Genomic DNA, 25010 nt, shown 5'->3' with positions numbered 1-25010 from the left:
CGGAAGCTAAGCCCTCCAGCGCCGATGGTACTGCACTCGTGAGGGTGTGGGAGAGTAGGACGCCGCCGGACAATCTTCCAGTCGAGGGCCGCCCCATCCGGGGCGGCCCTCGACTGCGTAGCGCCATTGGTGGCGCAATCAGGAAGGATGTACCTGTGAGTTCAGGACCGCAGGGCGGAGACCGTCCCCGTCGCTACGAAGACCGTACTGACGGTGCGGGCGGACGCGACCGCGGCCCGCGCCGCGATGACCGAGACCGGCCCCCGTACCGGGGAGATCGCGACAGCGGTGGCGGCGCCCGCGGCGGTTACGCCGGCGGCCGCGAGTCTGGTTCCCGTGGTGGTGACCGGGACAGCTCGCGCTCCAGCGCTCCGCGTGAGGGCGGCTTCCGTGGTGGTGACCGTGACGGTTCGCGCTCGGGTGCCCCGCGTGAGGGTGGCTTCCGTGGCGGTGACCGTCGCGAAGGCGGTTTCCGTGGTGGAGACCGTGATGGTTCGCGCTCGGGTGCCCCGCGTGAGGGCGGTTTCCGTGGTGGCGACCGTGATGGTGGCTCCCGCGGCGGTGACCGTCGCGAAGGTGGTTTCCGTGGTGGAGACCGCGATGGTTCGCGTTCCAGCGCTCCGCGTGAAGGCGGCTTCCGTGGCGGCGACCGTGACGGTTCGCGCTCGGGTGCCCCGCGTGAGGGTGGCTTCCGTGGCGGTGACCGCGAGGGTGGCTTCCGTGGTGGCGACCGCCGTGAGGGCGGCTATCAAGGTGGCGATCGCACCCGTTCCGGCCCCTCCCGTGAAGGTGGATTCCGGGGCGGGGATCGCGAGGGTGGCTTCCGCGGCGGCGAGCGTCGCGAGGGCGGCTTCCGCGAGGGATCCCGACCCGGCGCGCCCCGCGAGGGCGGCGGTTTCCGGGGCGGTGACCGTCGTGAGGGCGGTTTCCGCGGCGGTGACCGGGATGGCTCCCGCACGGGTGCCCCGCGTGAGGGTGGCTTCCGGGGCGGCGACCGCGAAGGCGGTTTCCGTGGTGGTGACCGGGACGGCGCCCGTTCCAGCGGCCCCCGCGAGGGTGGCTTCCGTGGCGGCGACCGCGAGGGCGGTTTCCGGGGCGGTGACCGTCGCGAAGGTGGTTTCCGTGGTGGTGACCGGGACGGCGCCCGTTCCAGCGGCCCCCGCGAGGGTGGCTTCCGAGGTGGCGACCGCGAGGGTGGCTACCGGGGCGGTGACGGTCGCGAGGGCGGTTTCCGGGGCGGCGACCGCGATGGTTCCCGGCCGAGCGGACCGCGCGACGGCGGCGCGCCTCGTGAGGGTGGCTTCCGTGGTGGCGACCGTGAGGGTGGCTTCCGCGGCGGTGACCGTCGCGAAGGCGGTTTCCGGGGCGGCGACCGCGATGGTTCGCGCTCGGGTGCCCCGCGTGAGGGTGGCTTCCGTGGCGGCGACCGTGAGGGTGGCTTCCGCGGCGGTGACCGTCGCGAAGGCGGCTTCCGTGGTGGCGACCGCGATGGTTCGCGTTCCAGCGCCCCGCGTGAAGGCGGCTTCCGGAGCGGTGACCGGGGCGGTTCCCGGCCGAGCGGACCGCGTGACGGCGGTGCGCCTCGTGAGGGTGGCTTCCGTGGCGGCGACCGTGAGGGTGGCTTCCGTGGTGGCGACCGTCGTGAGGGCGGCGCGTCTCGTGAAGGCGGTTACCGCGGTGCTCCCCGTGAGGGTGGTTTCCGTGGTGGCGACCGCGACAGCTCCCGTCCGAGTGGACCGCGCGAGGGCGGCTTCCGTGGTGGCGACCGTCGCGAAGGCGGCGCGTCTCGCGAAGGCGGTTACCGCGGTGCTCCCCGTGAGGGTGGTTTCCGTGGTGGCGACCGTGACAGCTCCCGTCCGAGTGGACCGCGCGAGGGTGGCTTCCGGGGCGGCGACCGTGAGGGTGGTTACCGCGGCGGCGACCGCGCGGGTGCTTCGCGGGCCGACGACCGGCCGCGTCGCGAGGGCGAGTTCCGCCGTGACGACCGTGCTGGCGGCTCCGACTCGTTCGACGGTGGGCGTAGCTCTGCTCCGGCCCTGCCGGATGACATCCTCGCGACCGACCTCGACAAGGACGTACGCGCCGAGCTGCTCTCGCTGAACAAGCCGGTCGCCGAGACGGTGGCCCGGCACCTGGTCGCGACCGGTCAGCTGATCGACGAGGACCCGGCCGAGGCGCTGGCGCACGCGCTGGCCGCCCGGCGGCTCGCGTCGCGCATCTCCGCGGTCCGCGAGGCCGTGGGCCTGGCCGCGTACCACGCGGGGGAGTGGCAGTCGGCGATCGCCGAGCTGCGCACGTACCACCGGATGAGCGGTCTGCAGAGTCACCTGGCCGTGCTGGCCGACTGCGAACGGGCTCTCGGCCGGCCGGAGCGGGCCATCGACCTGTTCCGCGGCGCCGACCGGGAGAAGTTGAACCAGGCCGTCGCTGTCGAGTTGCTCATCGTCGCCGCGGGTGCCCGGGGTGACCTCGGGCAGAAGGACGCCGCGGTCGCGATGCTCCAGGTGCCGGACCTCACCAGCGAGGCCACGGTGCCGTGGACGGCTCGGCTGCGGTACGCCTACGCCGACGCGCTGCTCGCCGTGGGCCGACGTGAGGAGGCCCGCGAGTGGTTCTCCCGTGCCGCTGACGTGGACACCGAGGGCGAGACCGATGCCGCCGAGCGACTGCTCGAACTCGACGGCGTGGTCATCGAGGGCGACGACGAGGACGAGGCCGCCGAGGAGATCGCCGCGGGCCCGGGCGCTCCCGGAGCGGTCCCGGCCGAACCGGACGCCGACCTGACCGGCGGGAACGACGACGACCGCGACGACGAAGACGACGACGACCGCGACGACGAAGACGACGACGACCGCGACGACGACGAGGATGAGGACTTCGACGACGACGAGGACGACGACGACGAGGACGACGACGTCGAGGACCGCGAGGACGACGACGTCGAGGACGAGGACTTCGACGACGACGAGCAGGACGGTGCTGTCGGCCGTCCTGGCGACGACGAGGACTCCGTCGACGAGGACGAGGACGAGGACCGTCACCCGGACGAGGCCGGCAGCGACGACGCGGACACCGCCGTCGACGACAGTGCGACGTCCGGCGACACGGTGAACGCCGACGAGACCGCCCCCGCCCGGGGCGACGAGTCGGAGCCGACGCAGCGGTGAACGGGGGCGCTGGGGAGCGGCTGGTCGACGGGTACACCCTTGTCGTTTTCGACCTGGACGGCGTGATCTACCTGATCGACCGGCCGATCCCCGGTGCCGTCGAGGCGGTGGCCCGGCTGCACGACGAGGGACGGGCGGTGGCGTACGCCACGAACAACGCGTCCCGCCGATCCAGCGAGGTGGCCGACCTGCTGACGGGGATGGGCGTGCCGGCTCGGCCGGAGGAGGTGCTCACCTCCGCCGCAGCCTCGGCCGAGCTGTTGCGGGATCGGCTGCCCGCCGGTACGCCGGTGCTGGTGGTGGGGGCGGAGGCCCTGCGTGCGGAGTTGCGCGCGGTGGGCCTGACCCCGGTCACCAAAGCCGACGAGAACCCGGCCGCTGTGGTGCAGGGGTACGGCCCGCAGGTCGGCTGGGCCGAACTGGCCGAGGCGTCGATCGCGGTGCGCTCCGGCGCGCTCTGGATCGCCACCAACACCGACCGCACGCTGCCCAGTGGGCGGGGTCCGTTGCCCGGCAACGGGTCGCTGGTGGCGGTGCTGCGCACGGCGCTGGAACGTGACCCGGACGTGGTGGTCGGCAAGCCGGAGTCGGCGCTGTTCGAGACCGCCGCCCGGCGCGCGGGAGATGGCCGGAGCCTGGTGGTGGGTGACCGGTTGGACACCGACATCGAGGGTGCCCGCCGTGCCGGGCTGGACAGCCTGCTCGTGCTCACCGGCGTCCACGGCGTACCGGATCTGCTGGCGGCCGCTCCGCAGCGGCGTCCCACGTACGTGGCGAGGGACCTGGCGGGGCTCTTCGACCCGGCGGTCGCCGTGCGGGTCCCGGGTCCGGCGGACGCCGGCGGTTGGTCCGTCACCGACCGCGACGGCACCCTGGAACTGGCCGGCTCGGGACGGCCGCTTGACGCGCTGGCGGCGCTCTGCGCGATGGCGTGGTCGGCGCCGGAGCCGGCGCTGCCGAAGATCCGCCCGATCGGCCCGGACGCGACGCACGCGGTGGAGAGCTTCGGCCTGGTCGCCGCTGCCTGACCGGGCGCGTCAGAGCAGTTTGCGCAGCTTCAGCAGATCGAACGGGTTGGCCTTGATCGACACCCGGCGGGAGGTCACCGCGCTCGTGACGTCCAGGTCGCCGCGGACCAGTGCGAGCAGGTCGTCGCTGGACGTGCTCAGCGCGATCTTGGCCTTGGGGTCGTCGCCGTCGGTCAGCTCGACAAGCCGACCGCCGGTGATCCGGCCGTGGAAGGCGGTGTCCAGATCGGTGATCCGGCAGGCAAGTGTCCGGTCCAGGTCGATCCGTTCGCGAACAGTCTCGGCGTTGCGATCCAGTCGGGCGGCCAGCTCCTGCAAAGCCTGCCGGCACTCGTCCACGCTGGCCACATCTCCCCCTCGTTGATCGCCACGCCGTCCTCGGCACCGTACCGCACGGCACAGTCCGGGGTGCCCGGTAGCGTGACACCTGCACACCCCGCCCCGTGGAAGGACTCAGGCATGCAGGACGCGTGGCGCGCCTACCTCGAGCTGGCCATGGGCCTCGCGGAGGCGCCCCGGAAGAAGGCCCAGGACGCGGCACGTCGCCTCGTCGGCTCCGGCGGCGCGACCGCCGCCCAACTCCAGGCCCTCGGCGAGGAGCTGGTCACCACCGGCGCCGCCAACCGAGAGGCACTGACCAAGCTGGTCCGCTTCGAGGTCGACCGGGCCCTCGGCGCGGTCGGCCTGGCCACCGCCGACGAGGTGGCCGAGCTGACCCGACGGGTGCACGACCTGGAACGGCAGCTCCGCGAGGCGCGCGCCGTGGAGCCGACGGCCGCCGCGCCGACTGCGCCGACTGCCGCCGCGCCGACTGCCGCCGAGCGGACCGCCGCCGCGCCGACTGCCGCCGCGCCGACTGCCGCCGAGCGGACCGCCGCCGCGCCGGCCACCGCCGGCAGCTCGGCGCAGGCCGACCCCACGCTTGCCGCGCGGCCCGGCACCGGTCTCGTGCCCTCCGACGCCTCGGCCGGTGCCCCGGTCGCCAAGAAGGCCGTCGCCAAGAAGGCGATGGCGAAGAAGGCCGTCGCGAAGAAGGCCGTCGCCAGGAAACCGCCGGCGACGATCGGCACCGCCGACGAGGCCCCCACCCCCGCGGACATGCCGGCCAAGAAGGCGGTCCGTAAGCCGCCTGCGGGCGACGCCGAATGAGCCAGCCCGGTCCACCGGCCGGCGGGTCGTTCCCGGCCCGGCCCGGCCCTGCACCCAACGCGGCGTTCCCAGCCCGACCCGGCCCGCCGGCCGGTGAAGCAGCCCGACCCGGCCCGCCGGCCGGTGAAGCAGCCCGACCCGGCCCGCCGGCCGGTGGAGCAGCCCGACCCGGCCCGCCGCCCGGTGGAGCAGCCCGACCCGGCCCGCCGGTGGGCGCCCGTCCCGGGCCGCTGCCCGACGTCGGGGACGACGAGGCGCGGCATCCGGCGGTGGACGCCGCGGTGCGGGCCATGGCCAACGCGGCGACGCTGGCGCCGGCCGATCAGATCGCCCAGTACGAGGCGGCCTACGAGACGTTGCGCGAAACCCTCGCCACCATCGACCAGACCTGAGTGGGACGACCAGGCCTGAGCAGACCGGAGAACCACCCATGGCACGTCGCAACCGGCTGGACGCCGAACTCGTCCGCCGTGGTTTGGCCCGCTCCCGGGAGCAGGCCGCCGCGTTCGTCGAGGCCGGCCGCGTCCAACTGCGGGGGGTCGTCGCGCGCAAGGCCGCCGCGATGGTCGACCCCGCCGATCCGCTGCTGGTGACCGGCGAGGACCCGACCGAGGAGTACGTCTCCCGGGGCGGGCACAAGCTCGCGGGTGCGCTGGCGGTGTTCGGGGCCGGTGGGCTGCGCGTCGCCGGCCGGCGGTGCCTGGACGCCGGCGCGTCGACAGGTGGCTTCACCGATGTGCTGTTGCGCGCCGACGCGGCCGAGGTGGTGGCCGTGGACGTCGGCTACGGGCAGCTCGCCTGGTCGCTGCGTACGGATGAGCGGGTCCGCGTCCTGGAGCGCACAAATGTCCGTACCCTCGATCCGGATGCGATCGGCGGGCCGGTCGACCTCACGGTGGCCGACCTGTCGTTCATCTCGTTGCGGCTGGTGCTGCCGGCGTTGGCCGGCTGCACCCGGGACGACGGTGACCTGGCGTTGATGGTGAAGCCGCAGTTCGAGGTCGGCAAGGACCGGGTCGGCGCCGGCGGTGTGGTCCGCGATCCGGAGTTGCGCGCCGAAGCGGTGCTGGATGTGGCGGCGGCGGCCGCGCGGCTCGGCCTCGGGCTGGCCGACGTGGCGGCCAGCCCGCTGCCCGGGCCGAGCGGCAACGTGGAGTTCTTCGTATGGTTGCGCCGGGGCGCACCACCGGCCGACCCGCAGCGGGTGCGGGCCGTGGTGGCGGCCGGGCCGGAGGGCCCGACGTCCGGCGACGTGCCGGACGTGGCGGCGGAGGAGGTCGCAGGGTGAACGCGCGCAGCGAGAACACCGCGTCGGCCCGCGGGGGATTCCGCGGCCGGGCCGGGGCGACGGCGACGCGACGCCGCCCGGGCCGGGTCGGGCGGGTGGCCCGATGAGCCGGACCGCGCTGCTGGTGACCCACACCGGCCGACGGCGCAGCACCGAGCACGCCCGGTCGGTCGCCGCCGACCTGATCGACGCGGGTTTCGAGGTACGGGTGGTCGCGGACGAGGCCGACGACCTCGACCTGCCCGGCGTGGTGCCGGTCGCCGGCCCGCAGGCCGCCGAGGGCGCCGAGATCGTCTTCGCGCTCGGTGGGGACGGCACCTTCCTGCGTGCCGCCGAGCTGGCCCGGCCGGCGAAGGCGCCGCTGCTCGGCATCAACCTGGGCAAGGTGGGTTTCCTGGCCGAGGCGGAGATCGACGACCTGGACAGCGCGGTGCGCGACGTCGTGGGTCGCAACTACACGGTCCACGAGCGGCTGACCCTGGACGTGACGGCCGAGTTCGACGGTGGGCCGACGATCGAGTCCTGGGCGCTCAACGAGATCAGCATCGAGAAGGGCGAGCGGGCGCAGATGCTCGAACTGCTCGTCGACGTGGACGGGCGGCCACTGTCCCGCTACGGCTGCGACGGTGTCGTCTGCGCCACGCCCACCGGCTCCACCGCGTACGCGTTCTCCGGTGGCGGCCCGGTGGTCTGGCCGGAGGTGGAGGCGCTGCTGTTGGTGCCGATCAGCGCGCACGCGCTGTTCAGCCGGCCGTTGGTCACCGCCCCGACGTCCACCTTCGTGATCACCGTCGACCCGTTCACCACCCTCGCCGTGCTGTCCTGCGACGGGCGGCGCGTCTACGACCTGCCACCCGGGGCCCGGGTGACGGTGCGTCGGGGCGCCCTACCGGTGCGCATCGTGCGGCTGCGGGCCCGCCCGTTCACCGACCGGCTGGTCGCCAAGTTCGGCCTTCCCGTGCACGGTTGGCGCGGCAGCCGCCGGTGAGCGCGGCGTACACCGTCGGTGGACGGCAGTTGTCCACCTGACGACATGTCGCCGCTGCGGCGGCTGGCGACTAGTGACCTGGTGACAGGCTCCGTCGCAGACTCCGATCGGCCCTCGTCTACGGATGGCGGGCCTTACGGAGTAGAGGAGCACATCGCATGCACTGGTCCCCCCGCTGGCTCGCCGTCGGCGCGGTCGGCGCGTTGGTGGTCGGCCTCGCCGCACCGGCGTCCGCCGACCCGCCCGTCCGGCCCACCGGCCCGAACTCGGGCACGCCCACCTGGGGCGCGGCACCCGTTCGCGTCACCCTGATCACTGGCGACCAGGTCGAGCTCGCGCCGGCGGCGCCGGGCCGGGTCGCCGCCACCGTCCGCCCGGGGCCCGGGCGTGAGCGGGTCATCTTCCAGACTCTGGAGGTCGACGGCCGGCTGCGGGTCCTGCCCAGCGACGTCCTGCCCTACGTTTCCAGTGGGGTCCTCGACGCCAAGCTCTTCGAGGTGCAGGAGTTGGCGGCCGACGGTTACGGCGACGCCGAGCAGGGCGCGTTGCCGCTGATCGTGCGTTACCAGGAGCAGGCCGGGGGGCGGGTCAAGCCGCTCGCCGGTGCCACCGACGCGCGGCCGTTGGAGAGCATCAACGGCGCGGCGTTGCGGGTCGGCAAGGGCGACCTCGGTGGCCTGTGGACCACCCTCGCCGGCGCGCCTGGGCAGCGTGTCGCCGCCGGGACGCCGGCCACGCTCGGCGCGGGCATCGCGCGGATCTGGCTGGACGGGAAGGTCCGCCCGACGCTGGAGCACAGCGTGCCGCAGATCGGTGCCCCGACGGCCTGGGCGGCGGGCCGGGACGGTGCCGGCGTGACGGTGGCGGTGCTCGACACCGGCGTCGACGCCACCCACCCCGACCTGGCCGGTCGGATCGCCGAGGCGCGCGACTTCTCCAACAGTGGCAGCGCCCGTGACGGGCACGGCCACGGCACCCACGTGGCGTCCACCATCGCCGGCAGCGGCGCGGCCTCCGCCGGGCTGCGCAAAGGCGTGGCCCCCGGCGCGTCGTTGCTGATCGGCAAGGTGCTCGACGACGGTGGCTCCGGCTACGACTCGTCCATCATCGCGGGCATGGAGTGGGCCGCCCACTCCGGCGCGAAGGTCGTCAGCATGAGCCTGGGCGGTGACCCGACCGACGGCACCGACCCGATGAGCCAGGCCGTCAACGACCTGACCGCCGAGACCGGCGCGCTCTTCGTGGTCGCCGCCGGCAACTCGGGCGCGGCGCGTACCGTCGGCGCGCCGGGCGCGGCCGCCGCGGCGCTCACCGTCGGCGCGGTGGACCGCGACGACAACCTGGCGGAGTTCTCCAGCCGCGGCCCGCGCCTCGGTGACAACGGCCTCAAGCCGGAGATCACCGCGCCGGGTGTCGGGATCGTCGCCGCGCGGGCTGCCGGCACGACAATGGGTACGCCGGTGGGCGACGCCTACACGACCGCGAACGGCACGTCGATGGCCACGCCGCACGTGTCCGGAGCGGCCGCGATCCTCGTCCAGGAACACCCGGACTGGAACGCCGGCAAGCTCAAGGACGCGCTGGTGAGCACCACGAAGGCCAACCCGGCGCTGACCGTCTTCGAGCAGGGTGGCGGTCGCGTCGATGTGGCCCGAGCGCTCACGCAGCAGGTGTTCGCCTCGGCCACCGCGGACTTCGGCCGGATCTCCACCGGCGGTGCGGCGGTCGAGCGGACCGTGACGTACACAAATGGCACGAAGGCCGCGCGGACCCTGCGGCTGGCCTTGGAGCTGCGCAACCTGGACAGCGGTGCGGCCGAGACCGACGGGGTCGCCGTCACCTCCGGCGAGGTGACCGTGCCGGCGGGCGGCAGCGTGGCCGTGCCGCTGCGCGCCGACCCGGCGAAGCTGGCCCGGGGTCCGCACGGCGGCTGGCTGGTGGCAACCGGTACCGACGGCGTCGCCGTGCGGACCCCGGTCGGGCTCACCGTCAGTGCTCCGATGCACCAGGTGACCGTGAAGGTGTTGGACCGGGAGGGTCGGCTGACCCTCTCGCCGGGGTTGACTCTCTTCGGTGAGCAGCCCGAGTCGGACTTCTGGGGCTGGTGGCCGGGCGAGGGCACCCTGCAGGTCGAGGAGGGCTCGTACCTGCTGACCGCGATGGTCGAGCACGGCGCCCCGTTGGACGAGCAACTGACCGAGGTCGTCGAGCCGGAGCTGACCGTCGACCGGGACCTGACCGTCGTGCTCGACGCCCGCAAGGGCACGCCGGTACGGATCGAGACGCCGAAGCCCAGTGAGCAGCAGGCGACGCTGAGCTACTACGTGCACCGGGTGTTGGGCAACGGCCGGCAGGTCGACCACGGGGTGATGTCCTACAGCACTGTTCAGCAGGTGAACGTGACGCCGACCCGCCAGGTGCGCCGGGGCGAGTTCGAGTTCGCCTCGCGCTGGCAGCTCGTCGCCCCGATGGTGGATGCGAAGATCAGGGGGGTGTCCGGTCCGCTGGACATCAACCTGATGGGTACGTCACCGGCGCCGACCGGCCGGCGGAAGCTGGCGCTGGTCTGGGCCGGCACCGGGACGCCCGCTGAGCTGACCGGGGTGCGGGGCGCCGCCGCGCTGCTCGCCACCGACCCGAACCGCTCCGAGGACGAGCAGATCGCCGCCGCGGCGGCCGCCGGCGCCGCCGCCGTGCTGATCGTTCGGCCGGCGGACTTCTCCGCGTGGACGGTGTGGCGCCCGCTCGGGGACCGACTGCCGATCCCGTCGATGGCGGTTGCCCACGACGACGGGCAGCGGCTCGTCGCGGCGGCCAGGAAGGGCCGGGCGACGCTGGAGCTGACGCTGACCGTGGACAGCCCCTACCTGTACGACGTGTGGCAGGTGTCGAAGGGGCGGGTGCCGGAGCGGATCGTGCACACCGTGACCGCGAAGAACACCGCCGAGGTGACCGCGAGCTACGGCGACACGGGCGCGGGTTGGGCCAGTGAGCAGCGCTTTGGCTGGCGTCCGTGGCAGGAGTACTCCTGGAACGACGACCAGCGCATGGTCCGCAACGGCACCACCCGGCAGGAGTTCGTCAGCGCCGGGGACAACTGGTGGCAGCACCGGGTGCAGCACAAGCTCATGTACCTGCAGTGGGGGCAGTTGGCCGGTGGCCTGAACCAGGCGCCCCGGCGGTACGCCGCCGACGACCGGGAGACCGAGACCTGGCACGCCCCGGTGGTCCGCCCTGCCGTACCCGCCAGCGGCGCGCCGGTTCCCACGCGGACCGGTGACAACCTGGACCTGCGGGTGCCCGAGTTCGTCGACGCCGACGGGCACTACAGCGTGGCCGGCGGGAGTGAGGAGTCGGACACCGTGGAGGCCCGGGTCAGCCGGGACGGGCAGCAGATCGCCGACCTGTCCGGCGGGTGGGCGCCGGTGCCCACCACGGCGGGGCGGGCCCGCTACCGGCTGGACCTGACCACGAAGCGGTCCTCGGACGAGTGGCGCTACGCCACCCGGACCGACACGGCCTGGGAGTTCACCTCGGCCCGACCGGCGGGTGCCGCCGCCACGCCGTTGTCGCTGCTGCAGGTGGACTACCGGGTGCCGGCCGACCTGCTCGGCACGGTACGCGGCGACCGGCCGCACCAGCTCGGGCTGACCCTGCGTCAACCCGCCGGGGTGCCCGCGCCGACCGGTGCCAGCGTGCGCGTGCAGGTCTCCTTCGACGGGGGCGTCACCTGGCGCGCCGCGACGACAAAGGGGTCGGGTACCCGTTACACCGCGACCGTGCCGGCCGGGCGTGGAACGGTGTCGCTGCGGGTGCGTGCCGCCGACCGGGCCGGGAACACCGTCGAGCAGACGGTGCTCGCGGCGTACGGGCTGCGCTGATCCGCGCCGGGCGGGGCGGCGGGGGCCGTCCCGCCCGGGTGGGGTCCGCCGTCCGACGACGGGGGCCCTGCCGGGTCAGAGCCAGCCGCGTCGGGCGACCTGGAACGCCAGCCCGGGCCGGGTGTCCACCCCGGCGGCGGCCATCAGGTCGGCGACGCGCCGCTGCACGGTCCGCCGGCTCACCCCGAGCTGGGAGGCGATGGACTTGTCCGGTACGCCGGCCACGAACAGCGACAGCAGCCGCGCCTCGTCGGCGTCGGGCTGATAGCCGTCGCTGGGTTTGTCGCTCGGATCCGGGCGTCGGTTGTCGGTCGTCGCCTCGGCGAGGGGATCGTCGAGGCGTAGCCGGGTGGCCACCCGCCAGTGGCTCTCGAAGAGGGCGAGCAGCGCGTCGAGCAGTTGGCTGCGGCCGATCACGGCGGCGCTCGGTTCGCCGCCGTCGCGGTCGGGCACCAACGGGCAGATGGCGATGCGGGCGTCCACGATGGCCAGTCGAACCGGCAGCCGGTCCAGGACCCGGGCCTGCTCCCCGGCGGCGACGCCCTTGGCCAGGTCGGCCAACGCGCCCGGTTCCAGCAGCAGGTCACGTTCGTAGATGGCCCGGTAGCTCACCCCGCGGGCCAGCGCGTCGAACTCCTCGACGTTCTCCGGGCCGGCCATGGCCAGGGGGTTGGCGCGGCAGAACCAGAGCACCTCGGTGCGTGCCGCATTCTGCAGATCGCGCAGACGGTCCCGGAGCACCTGGGCGCCGGCGATCACCTCGACGAGGTGGTCGACGTGGTGCCGTCGCAGCCCGGAGCGGTATTCCTCGGCCAGTTGGGTGACCCGTCGGCGGGCCGCCTCCAGGTCCTCCTGGCGGCGCAGGAGCGTCGCGCCGAGGGCGACGTCCGGGGCGGTCGGGCGCAGCGGCGCGTCCGGGTCGTTGTCGGTGGGCTGCACCAGGCCCTTGGCGCGCAGCGCCTCGACCTGGGCGACGACCTGGTCGCGGGGTCGGTTGAGCCGGCGGACCAACTCGTCGATGCGGGCCGTGGTGAGCTGGAGAAGGCAGCGGTAGAGCTCCTCCTCAGCCGTGGTCAGGCCGATCACATCCAACACGGGGCAGAACTGTACGGCGGCCGGGTGTCGGCCGCACCCGGGCCCGTCGGCTGGTCAACTGTCGTGCCTCGCGTCTACTGTCGGTGGCTGTGCTGGAAGAGCTGCGCATCACCGGACTGGGCGTCATCGAGGACACCACGCTGCCGTTGACCGGCGGCATGAACGTCATCACCGGCGAGACCGGTGCGGGCAAGACGATGGTGGTGACCGGCCTCGGCCTGCTCTTCGGGGGCCGGGCCGACGCCGGGCGGGTCCGCGCCCAGCCCGGTCGGGCGGTGGTCGAGGGGCGGTTGCGGCTGCGCGGGCGGGTCGCCGACGCCGTGCACGCGCGGATCACCGAGGCCGGTGGCGAGCCCGACGAGGACGGCTCGGTGTTGCTGAGCCGCACGGTCACGGTGGAGGGGCGCTCCCGCGCCCACGTCGGCGGCCGGAGCATGCCGGTGTCGATGCTCGGTGAGGTCGGTGAGCAGGCCGTGGCCGTGCACGGCCAGTCCGACCAACTGCGGCTGCTGCGCCCGGCCGAGCAGCGCGCCGCGCTGGACCGCTTTGCCGGCCCCGCGCACGAGAAGCTGCTCGACGCGCTGCGCGAGGCGTACACCGGGTGGCGGCGGGTGGTCGACGACCTGGCCGACCGGCGGCGCAACGCCCGCGAGCGCAACCAGGAGGCCGACCTGTTGCGGCTGGGCCTCGACGAGATCACCCGGGTCGATCCGCAGGCGGGTGAGGATGACGAGCTGAAGACCGAGGCGCAGCGGCTGGAGCACGCCGAGGGGTTGCGGACGGCCGCGCAGATCGCCCAGCAGTGCGTGGCGGGTGGTGCGGAGGCCGCCGAGGAGGCACCCGACGCGACGGTGCTGCTCGGCACCGCCCGGCGCACGTTGGAGGCGCAGTCGGGCACCGACCCGGCGCTGGGTGAGCTGGCGGCCCGCCTGGAGGAGGCGGCGACGCTCGTCACCGACGTGTCGGCGGAGCTGTCGGCGTACCTGGCGACGCTCGACGCCGATCCGGCCCGGTTGCAGCACGTCTACGAGCGGCGGGCGGCGCTGCGGGCGTTGACCCGCAAGTACGCCGACGACGTCGACGGGGTGATCGCCTGGGCCGATCGGGCGCGCACCCGACTGTCCGACCTGGACACGTCCGACGATCTGCTCGACGAGTTGGAGCGCGACGGCCAGCGCCTCGCCGCGGAGGTCGCCGACCTGGCCGGGCGGGTGTCGGCGTCCCGGCAGGAGGCGGCGGTCCGGTTCGCCGACCAGGTCACCGTCGAGCTGGCCGGGTTGGCCATGCCGCACGCGCGGATCGAGGTGATGGTGCTGCCCCGCCCGGCTGGTCGCGCCGAGCCGATGCTGTCGGTCAACGGCGTCGAGGTGGGTGTCGCGTCGGACGGTGGTGACGAGGTGGAGCTGCGGTTGTTGGCTCACCCGGGAGCGCCGTCGTTGCCGTTGCAGCGGGGCGCCTCCGGCGGCGAGTTGTCCCGGGTGATGCTCGCCATCGAGGTGGTCTTCGCCGGCTCGGGTGGCCCGCCCACCCTGGTCTTCGACGAGGTCGACGCGGGTGTCGGCGGTCAGGCGGCGGTGGAGATCGGCCGGCGGCTGGCCCGACTGGCCCGCAGCCACCAGGTGCTCGTCGTCACACACCTGCCGCAGGTGGCCGCGTTCGCCGACCGGCACCTGGTGGTGGCGAAGGACACCGGCGGCGCGGTGACGACAAGCGGGGTACGGGTCGTGGAGGACACCGAGCGGGCCCGGGAGTTGGCCCGGATGCTCGCGGGTTTGCCCGATTCTGATCTGGGTATCGCTCATGCCGAGGAGCTGCTGGCCGTGGCCGCCAAGGAAAGGCGGCTGTGACGCCGCGTATTGTGAGCGCAAGCACACCGGCTTGTGCCGACGTGTGCTTCCCTGGGTAGGCGGCCCTGCTCAGGCATGTCGCGACAGAAAAGCCTGCCTCACATGCCAGGATGGTCACGATGCGTCTACCCACGTTGCGCCGGAATCGGAACTCCGAACCGGGCAGAGTCCTCGGCACCGCGCGCCTTGATCGCCGGACGAAACGCCTGGTCGGTCGGCTACGCCCTGGTGACATCGCGATCATCGACCACGTCGACCTGGATCGGGTGGCGGCCGACTCGTTGGTCGCGGTCGGGGTCGGCGCGGTGCTCAACGCCAAGCCCTCGGTCTCCGGCCGTTACCCGAACCTCGGGCCGGAGGTGCTCGTCGCCGCCGGCATCCCGCTCCTCGACGACCTCGGGGAGGGCGTCTTCGAGCAGATCCGCGAGGGCGACCAGGTGCGCCTCGAGGGCAACACGGTCTTCGCCGGCGACGAGCCGGTGGCCCACGGCAGCCTGCAGGACGCCGAGTCGGTCGCCAAGGCGATGGCCGATGCCCGGGAGGGCCTGTCGGTGCAGTTGGAGGCGTTCGCCGCCAACACGATGGACTACCTCCGCCAGGAGCGCGATCTGCTGCTCGACGGTGTGGGTGTGCCGGACATCGAGACGCAGATGCAGGGGCGGCACTGCCTGATCGTGGTGCGCGGCTACGACTACAAGGCCGACCTGGACGTGCTGCGCCCGTACATCCGGGAGTTCAAGCCGGTGCTCATCGGCGTCGACGGTGGGGCCGACGCGCTGGTCGAGGCCGGCTACACCCCCGACATGATCATCGGGGACATGGATTCGGTCACCGACGACGTGCTGCGCTGCGGCGCCGAGGTGATCGTGCACGCGTACCCGGACGGGCGGGCGCCCGGCCTGCCCCGGGTCAACGGTCTCGGCGTCCCGGCGATCACCTTCCCGGCGGCGGCGACAAGCGAGGACCTGGCCATGCTGCTCGCCGACGAGAAGGGCGCCTCGCTGCTGGTCGCGGTCGGCACCCACGCCACCCTTGTCGAGTTCCTCGACAAGGGTCGCGGCGGGATGGCCTCGACGTTCCTGACCCGGCTGAAGGTCGGCGGCAAGCTGGTCGACGCCAAGGGCGTGAGCAGGCTCTACCGGCAGAGCATCTCCGGATCCTCGTTGCTGCTGCTGGTGCTGTCGGCGATCGCGGCGATGGCGTCCGCGGTGGCTGTCTCGACCGTCGGGAAGGCGTACCTGGGCGTGGTCGCCGAGTGGTGGGACAATCTCGTGTTCCAGCTGTACCGGCTCTTCTAGTTCCCGACCGATCAAGAGGCTGCAAGCGTGATCAACTTCCGCTACCACGTGGTGTCCCTCACCGCGGTGTTCCTGGCTCTGGCGATCGGCCTGGTGGTCGGCACGGCCGCTCTCAACGGCCCGGTCGCCGATTCGCTCGAGGGGCAGGTCACCGGGCTGCGCAAGGACAACCAGTACTGGCGCCAGCAGGTCAACAACATGGAGACGCAGCTCGGGCGGGAGGAGGAGTTCGCCGACAAGGTGTCCGAGGTCATCCTCCCGGGCACGCTGGCCGGGCGGCGCGTGCTGGTGCTCACCCTGCCCAACGGGCGCGACCACACCGAGGGCGTGCTCAAGAAGCTGCAGCTCGCCGGGGCCACCATCGCCGGCCGGGTCGATCTCCAGGACAAGTTCATCAACCCGGACAACAACTCCAACCTGCTGGAGTTGGCCGTCACCGCGGCCCGCCCGACCGCGCAGACCACCGGCCTGCCCGGCAACGGGCACGGTGTGGAGACCTCCAGCGCGCTGCTGGCCAGCGTCCTGCTGGACCGGGCCCAGGGCACCGCGCCGGTCAGCGACGCCGACCGGCGGGCGGTGCTCGCCGCGTACAACAACGCCAGCTACCTGACCACCGACAGCAACAAGGTCACCGGCCCGGCGGAGGCGGTCGTCGTGGTCAGCGGCCAGCCGAACGTCGACAAGGACTCCGACAAGCGGGACGAGTCGGTCGTCAAGATCGCCGAGCAGTTCGACCGGACCGGTTCGATCGTGGTGGCCGGCAAGGGCTCCGTCGGTGGCAACCTGGTCTCCGTGGTGCGCGGTGACCCGGTGCTCTCCCAGACCATCTCCACCGTCGACAACGCCAACACCGTGCAGGGCCAACTGGTCACCAGCCTCGCCCTGGTGCAACAGCTCACCGAGAAGAAGGCCGGCCAGTACGGCGTCGGCGACAACGCCGCCTCCGGCCTGTTGCCTACACTGCCCCAGTGAGCGAACGACGTACCTCCGTGTCCGTAACCGACGCTTCTGCGAGCCTGCGCTCCCGCGGGGCGGGAGCGTGAGCACGCTGGGCCGGCTGCTGATCGCCGGTGCCGGTGCCGCCGCGGCCCGCTACGCGCTGCGCGAGGTACGCGTCTCCCCGGCCGGACCGACGCTGGAGCGCACCAACTTCCGGGGCCGCACGGTGACCCTGGCCGCCGGCCCGGCGCTCGCCGCCGGGGCGAGCGCCGTCGGCGCGTTCGGCGCCACCAGCGGCGCCTCCGGTGCGGCCGCCCTGGTCGCCGGCCTCGGCGCCGGTGGCGTCGGCCTCTACGACGACGTGGTCGGCGCGCGGCCGGAGCAGAAGGCGGCCAAGGGCTTCACCGGTCACCTCGCCGCGCTGCGCGCGGGACGGATCACCGCGGGCCTGGTCAAGGTCGCCGGAGTGGGCGCCGCCGGGCTGGGTGCCGCCGCGCTGCTCGCCGCCGACCCCCGCGTCGCCGCGCACCCCCGCCGGCAGCGCCACGGCGCGTTCGGCCGCGGCGTCGACGTGCTGCTCGGCGCCGGCGTGATCGCCGGCACGGCCAACCTGCTCAACCTGCTCGACCTGCGGCCGGGCCGCGCCCTCAAGTCCGGGCTGCTGCTCGCCGCGCCGCTGACCGGCGGCCCGCACGGCGGGATCGCCGCCGGCGCGGCCGGCGCCGCCGCCGGCCTGCTCCGCGACGACCTGGCCGAGGACGTGATGCTCGGCGACAGCGGCGCGAACGCGCTCGGGGCGCTGCTCGGCGTCGCGCTCGCCGCCCGTACCGGCCCGCTCGGGCGCGCCGGCCTGCTCGCGCTGCTCGCCGGCCTCACCGCCACCAGCGAGAAGGTCAGCTTCACCGCGGTGATCCAGCGGACCCCGGTGCTGCGGGAGCTCGACGCTCTGGGCCGGCGCGCCGACTGACGTGACTAAACCTGCACCCCTCGCCGGCGCCGGCCGGTTGGCCGGGGCAGCCGCGCTCATCGCCGTCCTCACCGTGGCCAGCCGGCTCGCCGGCTTCGGCCGCACCGCCGTGTTCACCTGGAGCTTGGCGCCCACCGACCTCGGTGGCACCTACGTGGTGGCCAACGCGGTGCCGAACTTCATCTTCGAGATCGTCGCCGGGGGAGCGCTGGCCAGTCTCGTCGTACCGCTGCTCGCCGGCGCGGTCGCGGCGGGCGACCGGAGCGCCGTGGCCCGGACCACCGGTGCCCTGCTGACCTGGACGCTGGCCCTGCTGGTCCCGCTCGCGCTGCTCGTGGTGCTGCTCGCCGGCCCGGTGGTCGAGTCGCTGGGCCACCACCTGACCACCGCCCAGCAGCAGAGCGGCGTGCGGATGCTGCGGGTCTTCGCGCCGCAACTGCCGCTGTACGGGGTCGGCATCGTGCTCACCGGGGTGCTCCAGGCACATCGCCGTTTCGCCTGGCCGGTGCTGGCCCCGTTGCTGTCCAGCCTCACCGTCATCGTCGTGTACCTGGGGTTCACCGCCACGCAGGGCCGCTACGCCACCGTCGGCGGGGTGAGCCCCGGCGGCGAGTTGCTGCTCTCCGGCGGCACCACCCTCGGCGTGGTGGTGTTGTCGCTGTCGTTGCTGATTCCGGTCCGCCGGTTGCGCCTCGGGCTGCGGCCCGGGTTCGGGTTCCCCGCCGACGCACGGGCCCGGGTCGGCGGGTTGGCGGTGGCCGGCGCGGTCACCGTCACCACCCAGCAGATCGCTCTGATCGTCAGCCTCAACCAGGTCACCGCCGGCGCGCGGAGCAACCCGGGCGTCTACAACCTGGCGCAGACCGTCTACCTGTTGCCGTGGGCGGTGCTGGCGGTACCGCTGGCCATCGCGGCGTACCCGACCCTGGCGGCGGCGCGGGCCGCCGGGGACGAGGACACCTACCGGGCGACCCTGGCGCCGGCCGTGCGCGGTGTGCTCCTGTTCAGTTGCCTCGGCACGGCCGCGTTGATCGGGACCGCCGTGCCGGTGGGGCACTTCTTCTTCCCGTCGGACACCGCGTCGACCGCCGCCGCCGCGATCATCGGGTACGCCCCCGGCCTGGTCGGCTACGGCCTCTTCGCGGTGCTCACCCGGGCGCTCTACGCCAGGGGCGAGACCCGGGCGGCGACACTCGCCACCGCGGTCGGCTTCCTGGTGGTGCCGGCCGTCGTCCTGCTGCTCGCCGCGGTGCTGCCGCTGCGGGACCGGGTTCTCGCGGTGACGTCCGCGAACTCGGTGGGGATGCTCGTCCTCGGGGCGTTGCTGCTCCTGGCGGTGGCGCGTAGCGCCGGCCGCCCGGCGTTGGCCGGCGCGGCCCGGGCCGGGGCGGCCGGTGGCCTCGCCGGTGTGCTCGCCGCGCTCGCCGGGTGGGGCCTCACCCGCTGGCTCGACACACCGGGCGGCGGCACCCCGACGACCGCGGCGGCACTCGGTCAGGGCATGCTGTCCGGGGTTCTGGTCGGGGCGGTGTTCCTCGCTGTGGTCTGGTTCGTCGACCGGCGGGATGTGCAACCGCTGCTCGCCGGGGTGCTGCGGCGTCTGGGTCGGCGGGGGCCACGGGACGGGGGCGACGGATCGACGTCGGCCTCCGCGCGGCGGGGCGACGGGAAGGAGACGGCAGCGCGATGACTGAAGCAGCTCTGCCGATCGGCTGGTCGGGCAGCGTCGCGTTGGTGCTCGCGTCCAGCACCGGCGGGGTCGGCCAGCACGTCCGCTCGGCGGCGCGGGGCCTCGTCGCGGGCGGCGCGACGGTCCTGGTCTGCGGGCCGGCCGCCACCCAGGAACAGTTCGACTTCACGAGTGTGGGCGCGCGTTTCGAGCCGGTGGAGATCCCGGCCAGCCCGACGCCGGCCGACGCCCGTGCGGTGCTGACCCTGCGGCGGGTGCTCTCCGCCGCCGGTGTCGACGCGGTGCACGCGCACGGCCTGCGTGCCGGGTTGGTCGCCGTGCTGGCCCGTCCCGCCGCCCCGCTGATCGTCACCTGGCACAACGCGGTGCTCGCCGGCGGACTGCGGGGCGCGATGTCCCGTCTCGCGGAACGAGCGGTGGCCCGCGGCGCCCGGGTGGCCCTGGGCGCCTCCGCGGATCTGGTAGCCCGGGCCACGGCGCTGGGCGCCACCGATGCGCGACTCGCCCCGGTCGCCGCGCCCACCCTGCCCGCGCCGCGCCGACGCCCGGCGGCGGTACGCGCCGAGTTCGGCGTCCGCCCGGACCAGCCGTTGATCGTCTCGGTCGGCCGGCTGCACCCGCAGAAGCGTTACGACGTGCTGATCGACGCGGCGGCGCGCTGGCGGACGCGTACCCCGCCGCCGGTGGTGGTGATCGCGGGCAGTGGCCCGGCCTACCTGCCGCTGGCCGCCCGGACCTCCGCGGCCCGTGCGCCGGTGACCCTGCTGGGGCACCGCACCGACGTGGCCGACCTGCTCGCCGGCGCCGACCTCGCGGTGGTGACGAGCGACTGGGAGGCCCGGCAGCTGTTCGCCCAGGAGGCGTTGCGCGCGGGCGTACCCCTTGTCGCCACCGCGGTCGGTGGGCTGCCGGAGCTGGTCGGCGACGCCGCAGCGCTGGTCCCCGCCGGTGACGTGGACGCGGTCGACGCGGCGGTGCGCGCGCTGCTGGACGACCCGGCCGCGCGGGCCGAGCTGGGCCGGCGGGGCGCCGAACGGGCGGCGACGTGGCCGACCGAGACGGACACCGTCGCCGCGCTGGCCGACCTCTACGCTGAGCTGGCCGGGCAACCCACCGGTCCCGCGGCCACCCCCGACTCCGACGCCCCGAGAACGGGACACCGGTGATGCTGCGCCGAATCGCCCCCGCCCTGTTGACCGTGCTCGTGGTGGCGCTCGGCGTCACCGCGCTGGCCGCCCGCCCACCGCAGAGCGCCCCGCAACGCAGCGCCGACTTCGTGGTGCTCGCCGGGATCGCCGGGCTGCGCTGGGAGGACGTCGATCCGCAGCGCACCCCGACGCTGTGGCGGATGGCCCAGGACGGGTCGATCGGCTCGCTGTCGGTGCGTTCCGCGCACCGACCCACCTGCCCGGTGGACGGCTGGCTGACCCTCGGCGCGGGCAGCTTCGCCGCGTGGAACGGCAGCCGGCCGCCCGAGGGCTGCCCGCCGGCCGGAGTGGCCGTGGAACAACCCGACGGCATCGGCGCGAACCTGCCCGACCAGGAGAGCGTGGTGCAGCACAACCAGCAGCGCCTGTCCTGGGGTGCCATGCCCGGTTCGCTGTCGGAGTCGGTCCGCTGCTCGGTGGCCGTGGGCCCGGGTGCGGCGGTGGCGGCCGCCCGACCGTTCGGCCGCGTCGACAGGTACGCCTCGGCGCTGCCGGCCGACCCGCGGGTGCTGCTCGGCTCGTGCGTGCTGAGCATCGTCGACCTCGGCACGGTCGAGGGCACCGATCCCGCGTCGCGCGCCGGGCAGGCCCGAGCGGCGGACGCCCAGCTGGCCCGGGTGCTGGCCGCGCGGCCACCGCGGTCGTTGGTGCTTGTCGCGGGGATCTCCGACACCGCCCCGCCGTCGCGGCTGCACGTGGTGGTCGCCGACGGTCCGGGCTGGGAGCGGGGGTGGCTCACCTCGGCCAGCACCGGCCGCGACGGGTACCTGCAACTTGTCGACCTCGCGCCGACCGCCCTCGCCGCGCTGGGCCGGCCGATGCCGGAACGTCTCTTTCTCGGCCGGCCGGCGGTCAGCACCGGTGGTCGTCCGGCCGACCTCGCCGACGCGATAAGCGCCCCGGCCGACGCCGATCGGGAGGCGGCCGCCCAGCGGAACGTCTCCGGCCGGTTCTTCACGCTGCTCGCCGGTGTGCAGGTGCTGCTGGCGCTGGCGATCCTGCCGCTGCTGCGCCGGGCCCGCCCGCACGCCGGGCCGACCGGCCCGACCGCCGTCTCCGGGCGGATCGTGGCGGTGGCGGAGTTGCTGCTGGTCGCCGTGGCGTTGACCGTGCCGGCGGCGCTGCTGGCCGACGCGGTGCCCTGGTGGCGGGGTGAGCACCCCGGCTGGCTCTTCGGCGGGATCACCGGGCTGCTGGTGGCCGCCGGCACCGCGGCGGTCCGGTTCGTCCCCGGGTACGCGCGCACCCTCGGCCCCCTCGGCGCGGTGGCCGGCCTCACCACACTCGTGGTCGGGCTGGACGTGCTCACCGGGGCCAGCCTCCAGCTCAATGGCGTGGTCGGCTACTCCGCGTTGCAGGGTGGCCGCTACGCCGGGCTGAGCACCGTGGGGCTGGGAGTCCTCCTCGCCGGGGCGCTGCTGATCGGGGGGTGGTTCGCCCAGCGGCTGCACCGTGGCTGGCGGCCCGCGGTGATGGTGGCGGTGGGTGGCCTCGCCGTGGTGGTGGTGGGCAGCCCGTACCTGGGCGCCGACCCGGTCGGCGCGATCGCGCTCACCGCCGGGGTGAGCGTCGCCGCCGTGATCAGCGCCGGCGGCTGGTTGACGGTCAGCCGGCTGGCCTGGGCCGCCATGGCCGCCCTGGCGGTCGGCATCGGGTTCGCCGTGGTGGACCTGCGGCGGTCGGCGGCCGAGCGGGGCAGCCTGGGCAGGTTCCTCTCCGCGCTCGGCGACGGCACCGGCGGGTTCACCGTGCACCGGTCCAGCACGGAGAATTTCGAGACGTTGGTCAACAGCCCGCTGACCGTGCTGGCGTTGGTGGGTGGGCTGCTGGTGTGGTTCGCCCTGTTGCAGCCGTGGGGTGGGCTGATGCGGTTGTTCGGCATCTACCCGGCGATCCGGGCCGCGATGGCCGGCACCGTGGTCGCCGCCGTGCTCGGTGGTGTGCTCGACGGCGCGGCACTCGACGTGCTGGGCGCTGCCGCCGCCCTGGTGGTGCCGATGGCCGCCCTGGCGTCGCTGCGGGTCCTCGGCCACGCCGCCGACCGGACCCGCCCGCTGCCGGGTCGCTCCCGCGCGGACGGCGTCGACGACTCGGGGTCCGGCGGGGTCGGTCCGGTCGGTGGGGACGACGGCCCGACCCGGGGTGGGGGGCCGCTGGGCGCGGTCCACCCCCGCCCGATCAGCGGACCGCCCGCGGGCGCGTCGACGGCTGTCGCGCCGCCGGAGACACCGGCCAACCGCTCGACCGACGGCCCTCCAGCCGACGCTGATGGCCCTCCTGCCGACGCCGACGGCCTTCCTGTAGACGCCGACGGCCCTCCTGCCGACGCCGACGCCGACGGCCCTCCTGCCGAGGCTGACGGCCGCTCGGCCGACGCCGACGAGACGGCCGGGCCGGCCGCGCGCGGGGCGACGCCGGACGCCGCCCCGACGGCGCCCGCGCCGCCCCGACAGGTCGACAGGTCATCGACCGGGGTCGCCGCTTCCTGAGCGGCGGCCCCGCGCCCGGACGACCCGGTGGGGTCGCAGCCGGGGTGCGGCCTGCGGGTACCCGCCCGGGAGGTGTTACCGTCGAATCCCGTGGATCGCGTGATCACTTTTGCTGATCAAGCACGGCGGTCTGCATGACCGCGACAGACGACACGGGAGCAGGCCTTGGCCCCATCAGCACGGACGACCAGGCACATTTTCGTCACCGGGGGCGTCGCCTCCTCGCTGGGTAAGGGCCTCACCGCCTCCAGCCTCGGCAACCTGTTGACCGCGCGCGGGTTGCGGGTGGTGATGCAGAAGCTCGACCCCTACCTGAACGTCGACCCCGGGACGATGAACCCGTTCCAGCACGGTGAGGTCTTCGTCACCGAGGACGGCGCCGAGACCGACCTCGACGTCGGGCACTACGAGCGCTTCCTGGACCGGGCGTTGTCCGGCAAGGCGAACGTCACCACCGGCCAGATCTACTCCGACGTGATCGCCAAGGAGCGGCGGGGCGAATACCTGGGCGACACCGTCCAGGTCATCCCGCACATCACCAACGAGATCAAGTCGCGGATCCTGGCGATGGCCGACCCGGACGAGGACGGCCAGCTCCCCGACGTGGTGATCACCGAGGTCGGCGGCACCGTCGGCGACATCGAGTCGCTGCCGTTTTTGGAGGCGATCCGTCAGGTCCGCCACGACCTGGGCCGGGACAACTGCTTCTACCTGCACGTCTCGCTGGTGCCGTACCTGGCGCCGTCGGGTGAGCTGAAGACCAAGCCGACCCAGCACTCGGTGGCGCAGCTGCGCAACATCGGTATCCAGCCGGACGCGATCGTGCTGCGCTGCGACCGGGAGATCCCGGTGAAGCTCAAGGAGAAGCTGTCGCTCTACTGCGACGTGGACACCGAGGCGGTCGTCGCCGCCCCGGACGCCCCGAGCATCTACGACATCCCGAAGGTGCTGCACCGGGAGGGGCTCGACGCGTACGTGGTGCGCCGGCTCGGCCTCTCCTTCCGGGACGTGGACTGGGCCAGCTGGGACGACCTGCTGGAGCGGGTGCACCGTCCCCGGCACACCGTCACCGTCGCTGTGGTCGGCAAGTACGTCGACCTGCCCGACGCGTACCTGTCGGTGAGTGAGGCGATCCGGGCGGCGGGCTTCGGCCACCGGGCCCGGGTGCAGCTGCGCTGGGTGCCCAGCGACGAGTGCGTCACCCCGGCCGGCGCCGCCGCGGCGTTGGCCGGCGTGGACGGCATCCTCATTCCCGGCGGCTTCGGCGTGCGCGGCATCGAGGGCAAGATCGGCACCGCCCGGTATGCCCGCGAGGCCGGCATCCCGCTGCTGGGCCTCTGCCTCGGTCTGCAGTGCATGACCATCGAGGTGGCCCGGCACCTGGCCGACCTGGACGGCGCCAACTCGTTGGAGTTCGACGAGCAGGCGGCCCACCCGGTCATCGCCACGATGGCCGACCAGGAGGACATCGTCGCCGGCCGGGGCGACCTGGGTGGCACCATGCGCCTGGGCGCTTATCCGGCGACGTTGACCGAGGGTTCGATCGTCGCCGAGGCGTACGGCAGCACCGAGATCAGCGAGCGGCACCGGCACCGCTACGAGGTGAACAACGCCTACCGGGACGCGCTGACCAAGGCGGGCCTGCACATCTCCGGCACCTCGCCGGACGGCCGGCTGGTCGAGTTCATCGAACTGGACCGGAGCCTGCACCCGTTCTTCGTGGCCACCCAGGCGCACCCCGAGTTGAAGAGCCGCCCGACCCGCCCGCACCCGCTGTTCGCCTCGTTCGTCAAGGCCGCGGTGACGTACTCGCAGGCCGACCAGCTGCCGGTCGACCTGGACGGGGCGGCGGAGGCCCCGCCGACGCGCAAGGCCGCCCGCAACGGCGCCGCGACGAAGGCCGCGTCCACCTCGTGAGCGAGCGCAGCGAGCGAACCAGCAGGCTCAGTGGGGTGCCTCACGCCGTCGTCGAGCGC

General features: G+C 74.1%; 18 protein-coding genes and 1 rRNA gene. 17 read left to right on the top strand and 2 right to left on the bottom strand.

Going from position 1 to position 25010, the window contains the following annotated elements; genetic code table 11:
• From rrf to ACLQ29_RS34600, 4 genes are all read left to right on the top strand, one after another.
• Positions 1–71: ribosomal RNA gene (rrf, locus tag ACLQ29_RS34615) — 5S ribosomal RNA — on the top strand; the annotation flags it as partial.
• 373 nt (positions 72–444) lie between these two features.
• A complete protein-coding gene (locus ACLQ29_RS34610; RefSeq protein ID WP_425775572.1) occupies positions 445–2100 on the top strand; it encodes a hypothetical protein in 1656 nt (551 codons plus the stop codon).
• 20 nt (positions 2101–2120) lie between these two features.
• Positions 2121–3167, top strand: a complete 1047-nt coding sequence (locus ACLQ29_RS34605; RefSeq protein ID WP_425775571.1) for a tetratricopeptide repeat protein — start codon at positions 2121–2123, stop codon at positions 3165–3167.
• Positions 3164–4195 (top strand): HAD-IIA family hydrolase, encoded by a 1032-nt coding sequence (locus ACLQ29_RS34600; RefSeq protein ID WP_425775570.1) that lies wholly within the window; start codon positions 3164–3166, stop codon positions 4193–4195. The genes ACLQ29_RS34605 and ACLQ29_RS34600 overlap by 4 nt, the downstream gene beginning before the upstream one ends.
• A gap of 9 nt (positions 4196–4204) precedes the next feature.
• Here the strand turns inward: ACLQ29_RS34600 and ACLQ29_RS34595 are convergent, their stop codons facing one another.
• The gene (locus ACLQ29_RS34595) at positions 4205–4543 is read right to left on the bottom strand and encodes an SCP2 sterol-binding domain-containing protein (protein WP_088947517.1); all 339 of its coding nucleotides are present in this window, start codon (positions 4541–4543) and stop codon (positions 4205–4207) included.
• Positions 4544–4654: 111 nt separating this feature from the next.
• Here ACLQ29_RS34595 and ACLQ29_RS34590 point away from each other — a divergent pair, with 111 nt between their 5' ends.
• The 5 genes from ACLQ29_RS34590 (at position 4655) to ACLQ29_RS34570 (ending at position 11501) form a co-directional block, all read left to right on the top strand.
• Positions 4655–5344: a phasin family protein gene (locus ACLQ29_RS34590; protein ID WP_425775569.1), complete on the top strand. Its 690-nt coding sequence runs from the start codon at positions 4655–4657 to the stop codon at positions 5342–5344.
• A gap of 209 nt (positions 5345–5553) precedes the next feature.
• A complete protein-coding gene (locus ACLQ29_RS34585) occupies positions 5554–5736 on the top strand; it encodes a hypothetical protein (RefSeq protein ID WP_393368014.1) in 183 nt (60 codons plus the stop codon).
• Between the two features lie 38 nt (positions 5737–5774).
• Positions 5775–6632: a TlyA family RNA methyltransferase gene (locus tag ACLQ29_RS34580; RefSeq protein WP_425775568.1), complete on the top strand. Its 858-nt coding sequence runs from the start codon at positions 5775–5777 to the stop codon at positions 6630–6632.
• A 103-nt stretch (positions 6633–6735) separates the two neighbouring features.
• Positions 6736–7620: an NAD kinase gene (locus tag ACLQ29_RS34575; RefSeq protein WP_425775567.1), complete on the top strand. Its 885-nt coding sequence runs from the start codon at positions 6736–6738 to the stop codon at positions 7618–7620.
• Positions 7621–7778: 158 nt separating this feature from the next.
• On the top strand, positions 7779–11501 hold the full coding sequence (locus tag ACLQ29_RS34570; RefSeq protein ID WP_425775566.1) for a S8 family serine peptidase: 3723 nt from the start codon (positions 7779–7781) through the stop codon (positions 11499–11501).
• 75 nt (positions 11502–11576) lie between these two features.
• Here the strand turns inward: ACLQ29_RS34570 and ACLQ29_RS34565 are convergent, their stop codons facing one another.
• On the bottom strand, positions 11577–12596 hold the full coding sequence (locus tag ACLQ29_RS34565; protein ID WP_425775565.1) for a helix-turn-helix domain-containing protein: 1020 nt from the start codon (positions 12594–12596) through the stop codon (positions 11577–11579).
• Positions 12597–12685: 89 nt separating this feature from the next.
• On the opposite strand from ACLQ29_RS34565, the gene recN reads away from it, so the two are divergent.
• The 8 genes from recN (at position 12686) to ACLQ29_RS34525 (ending at position 24951) form a co-directional block, all read left to right on the top strand.
• Positions 12686–14443 (top strand): DNA repair protein RecN, encoded by a 1758-nt coding sequence (gene recN / locus ACLQ29_RS34560; RefSeq protein WP_425775575.1) that lies wholly within the window; start codon positions 12686–12688, stop codon positions 14441–14443.
• A gap of 119 nt (positions 14444–14562) precedes the next feature.
• Positions 14563–15741 carry a putative cytokinetic ring protein SteA gene (gene steA, locus ACLQ29_RS34555; protein ID WP_425775564.1) on the top strand — a complete coding sequence of 393 codons (1179 nt, stop codon included), beginning with the start codon at positions 14563–14565 and terminating at the stop codon, positions 15739–15741.
• Between the two features lie 27 nt (positions 15742–15768).
• Positions 15769–16713 (top strand): copper transporter, encoded by a 945-nt coding sequence (locus ACLQ29_RS34550; RefSeq protein WP_425775563.1) that lies wholly within the window; start codon positions 15769–15771, stop codon positions 16711–16713.
• Positions 16714–16780: 67 nt separating this feature from the next.
• Positions 16781–17647 carry a hypothetical protein gene (locus ACLQ29_RS34545; protein WP_425775562.1) on the top strand — a complete coding sequence of 289 codons (867 nt, stop codon included), beginning with the start codon at positions 16781–16783 and terminating at the stop codon, positions 17645–17647.
• Position 17648: 1 nt separating this feature from the next.
• Positions 17649–19337, top strand: coding sequence for a murein biosynthesis integral membrane protein MurJ (gene murJ / locus ACLQ29_RS34540; RefSeq protein WP_425775561.1), 1689 nt, complete (start codon positions 17649–17651; stop codon positions 19335–19337).
• Positions 19334–20503, top strand: a complete 1170-nt coding sequence (locus ACLQ29_RS34535) for a glycosyltransferase family 4 protein (RefSeq protein WP_425775560.1) — start codon at positions 19334–19336, stop codon at positions 20501–20503. The genes murJ and ACLQ29_RS34535 overlap by 4 nt, the downstream gene beginning before the upstream one ends.
• Positions 20503–23034 carry a hypothetical protein gene (locus tag ACLQ29_RS34530; RefSeq protein ID WP_425775574.1) on the top strand — a complete coding sequence of 844 codons (2532 nt, stop codon included), beginning with the start codon at positions 20503–20505 and terminating at the stop codon, positions 23032–23034. Before ACLQ29_RS34535 ends, ACLQ29_RS34530 begins: the two co-directional genes overlap by 1 nt.
• Positions 23035–23199: 165 nt before the next feature.
• Complete coding sequence (locus ACLQ29_RS34525) at positions 23200–24951, top strand: CTP synthase (RefSeq protein WP_425775559.1); 1752 nt, start codon at positions 23200–23202, stop codon at positions 24949–24951.
• The last annotated feature ends 59 nt before the right edge of the window (positions 24952–25010 follow it).

The organism is Micromonospora sp. DT228, assembly GCF_049841595.1.
Classification (GTDB): domain Bacteria; phylum Actinomycetota; class Actinomycetes; order Mycobacteriales; family Micromonosporaceae; genus Micromonospora.
This window is presented reverse-complemented; position numbering and strand designations above follow the sequence as displayed.

Coding starts and splice junctions, on each gene's coding strand:
- ACLQ29_RS34590 (WP_425775569.1), top strand. CDS start 4,655: ATGCAGGACGCGTGGCGCGCCTACCTCGAGCTGGCCATGGGCCTCGCG.
- ACLQ29_RS34580 (WP_425775568.1), top strand. CDS start 5,775: ATGGCACGTCGCAACCGGCTGGACGCCGAACTCGTCCGCCGTGGTTTG.
- ACLQ29_RS34575 (WP_425775567.1), top strand. CDS start 6,736: ATGAGCCGGACCGCGCTGCTGGTGACCCACACCGGCCGACGGCGCAGC.
- ACLQ29_RS34570 (WP_425775566.1), top strand. CDS start 7,779: ATGCACTGGTCCCCCCGCTGGCTCGCCGTCGGCGCGGTCGGCGCGTTG.
- steA (WP_425775564.1), top strand. CDS start 14,563: ATGCGTCTACCCACGTTGCGCCGGAATCGGAACTCCGAACCGGGCAGA.
- ACLQ29_RS34535 (WP_425775560.1), top strand. CDS start 19,334: ATGACTGAAGCAGCTCTGCCGATCGGCTGGTCGGGCAGCGTCGCGTTG.
- ACLQ29_RS34530 (WP_425775574.1), top strand. CDS start 20,503: ATGCTGCGCCGAATCGCCCCCGCCCTGTTGACCGTGCTCGTGGTGGCG.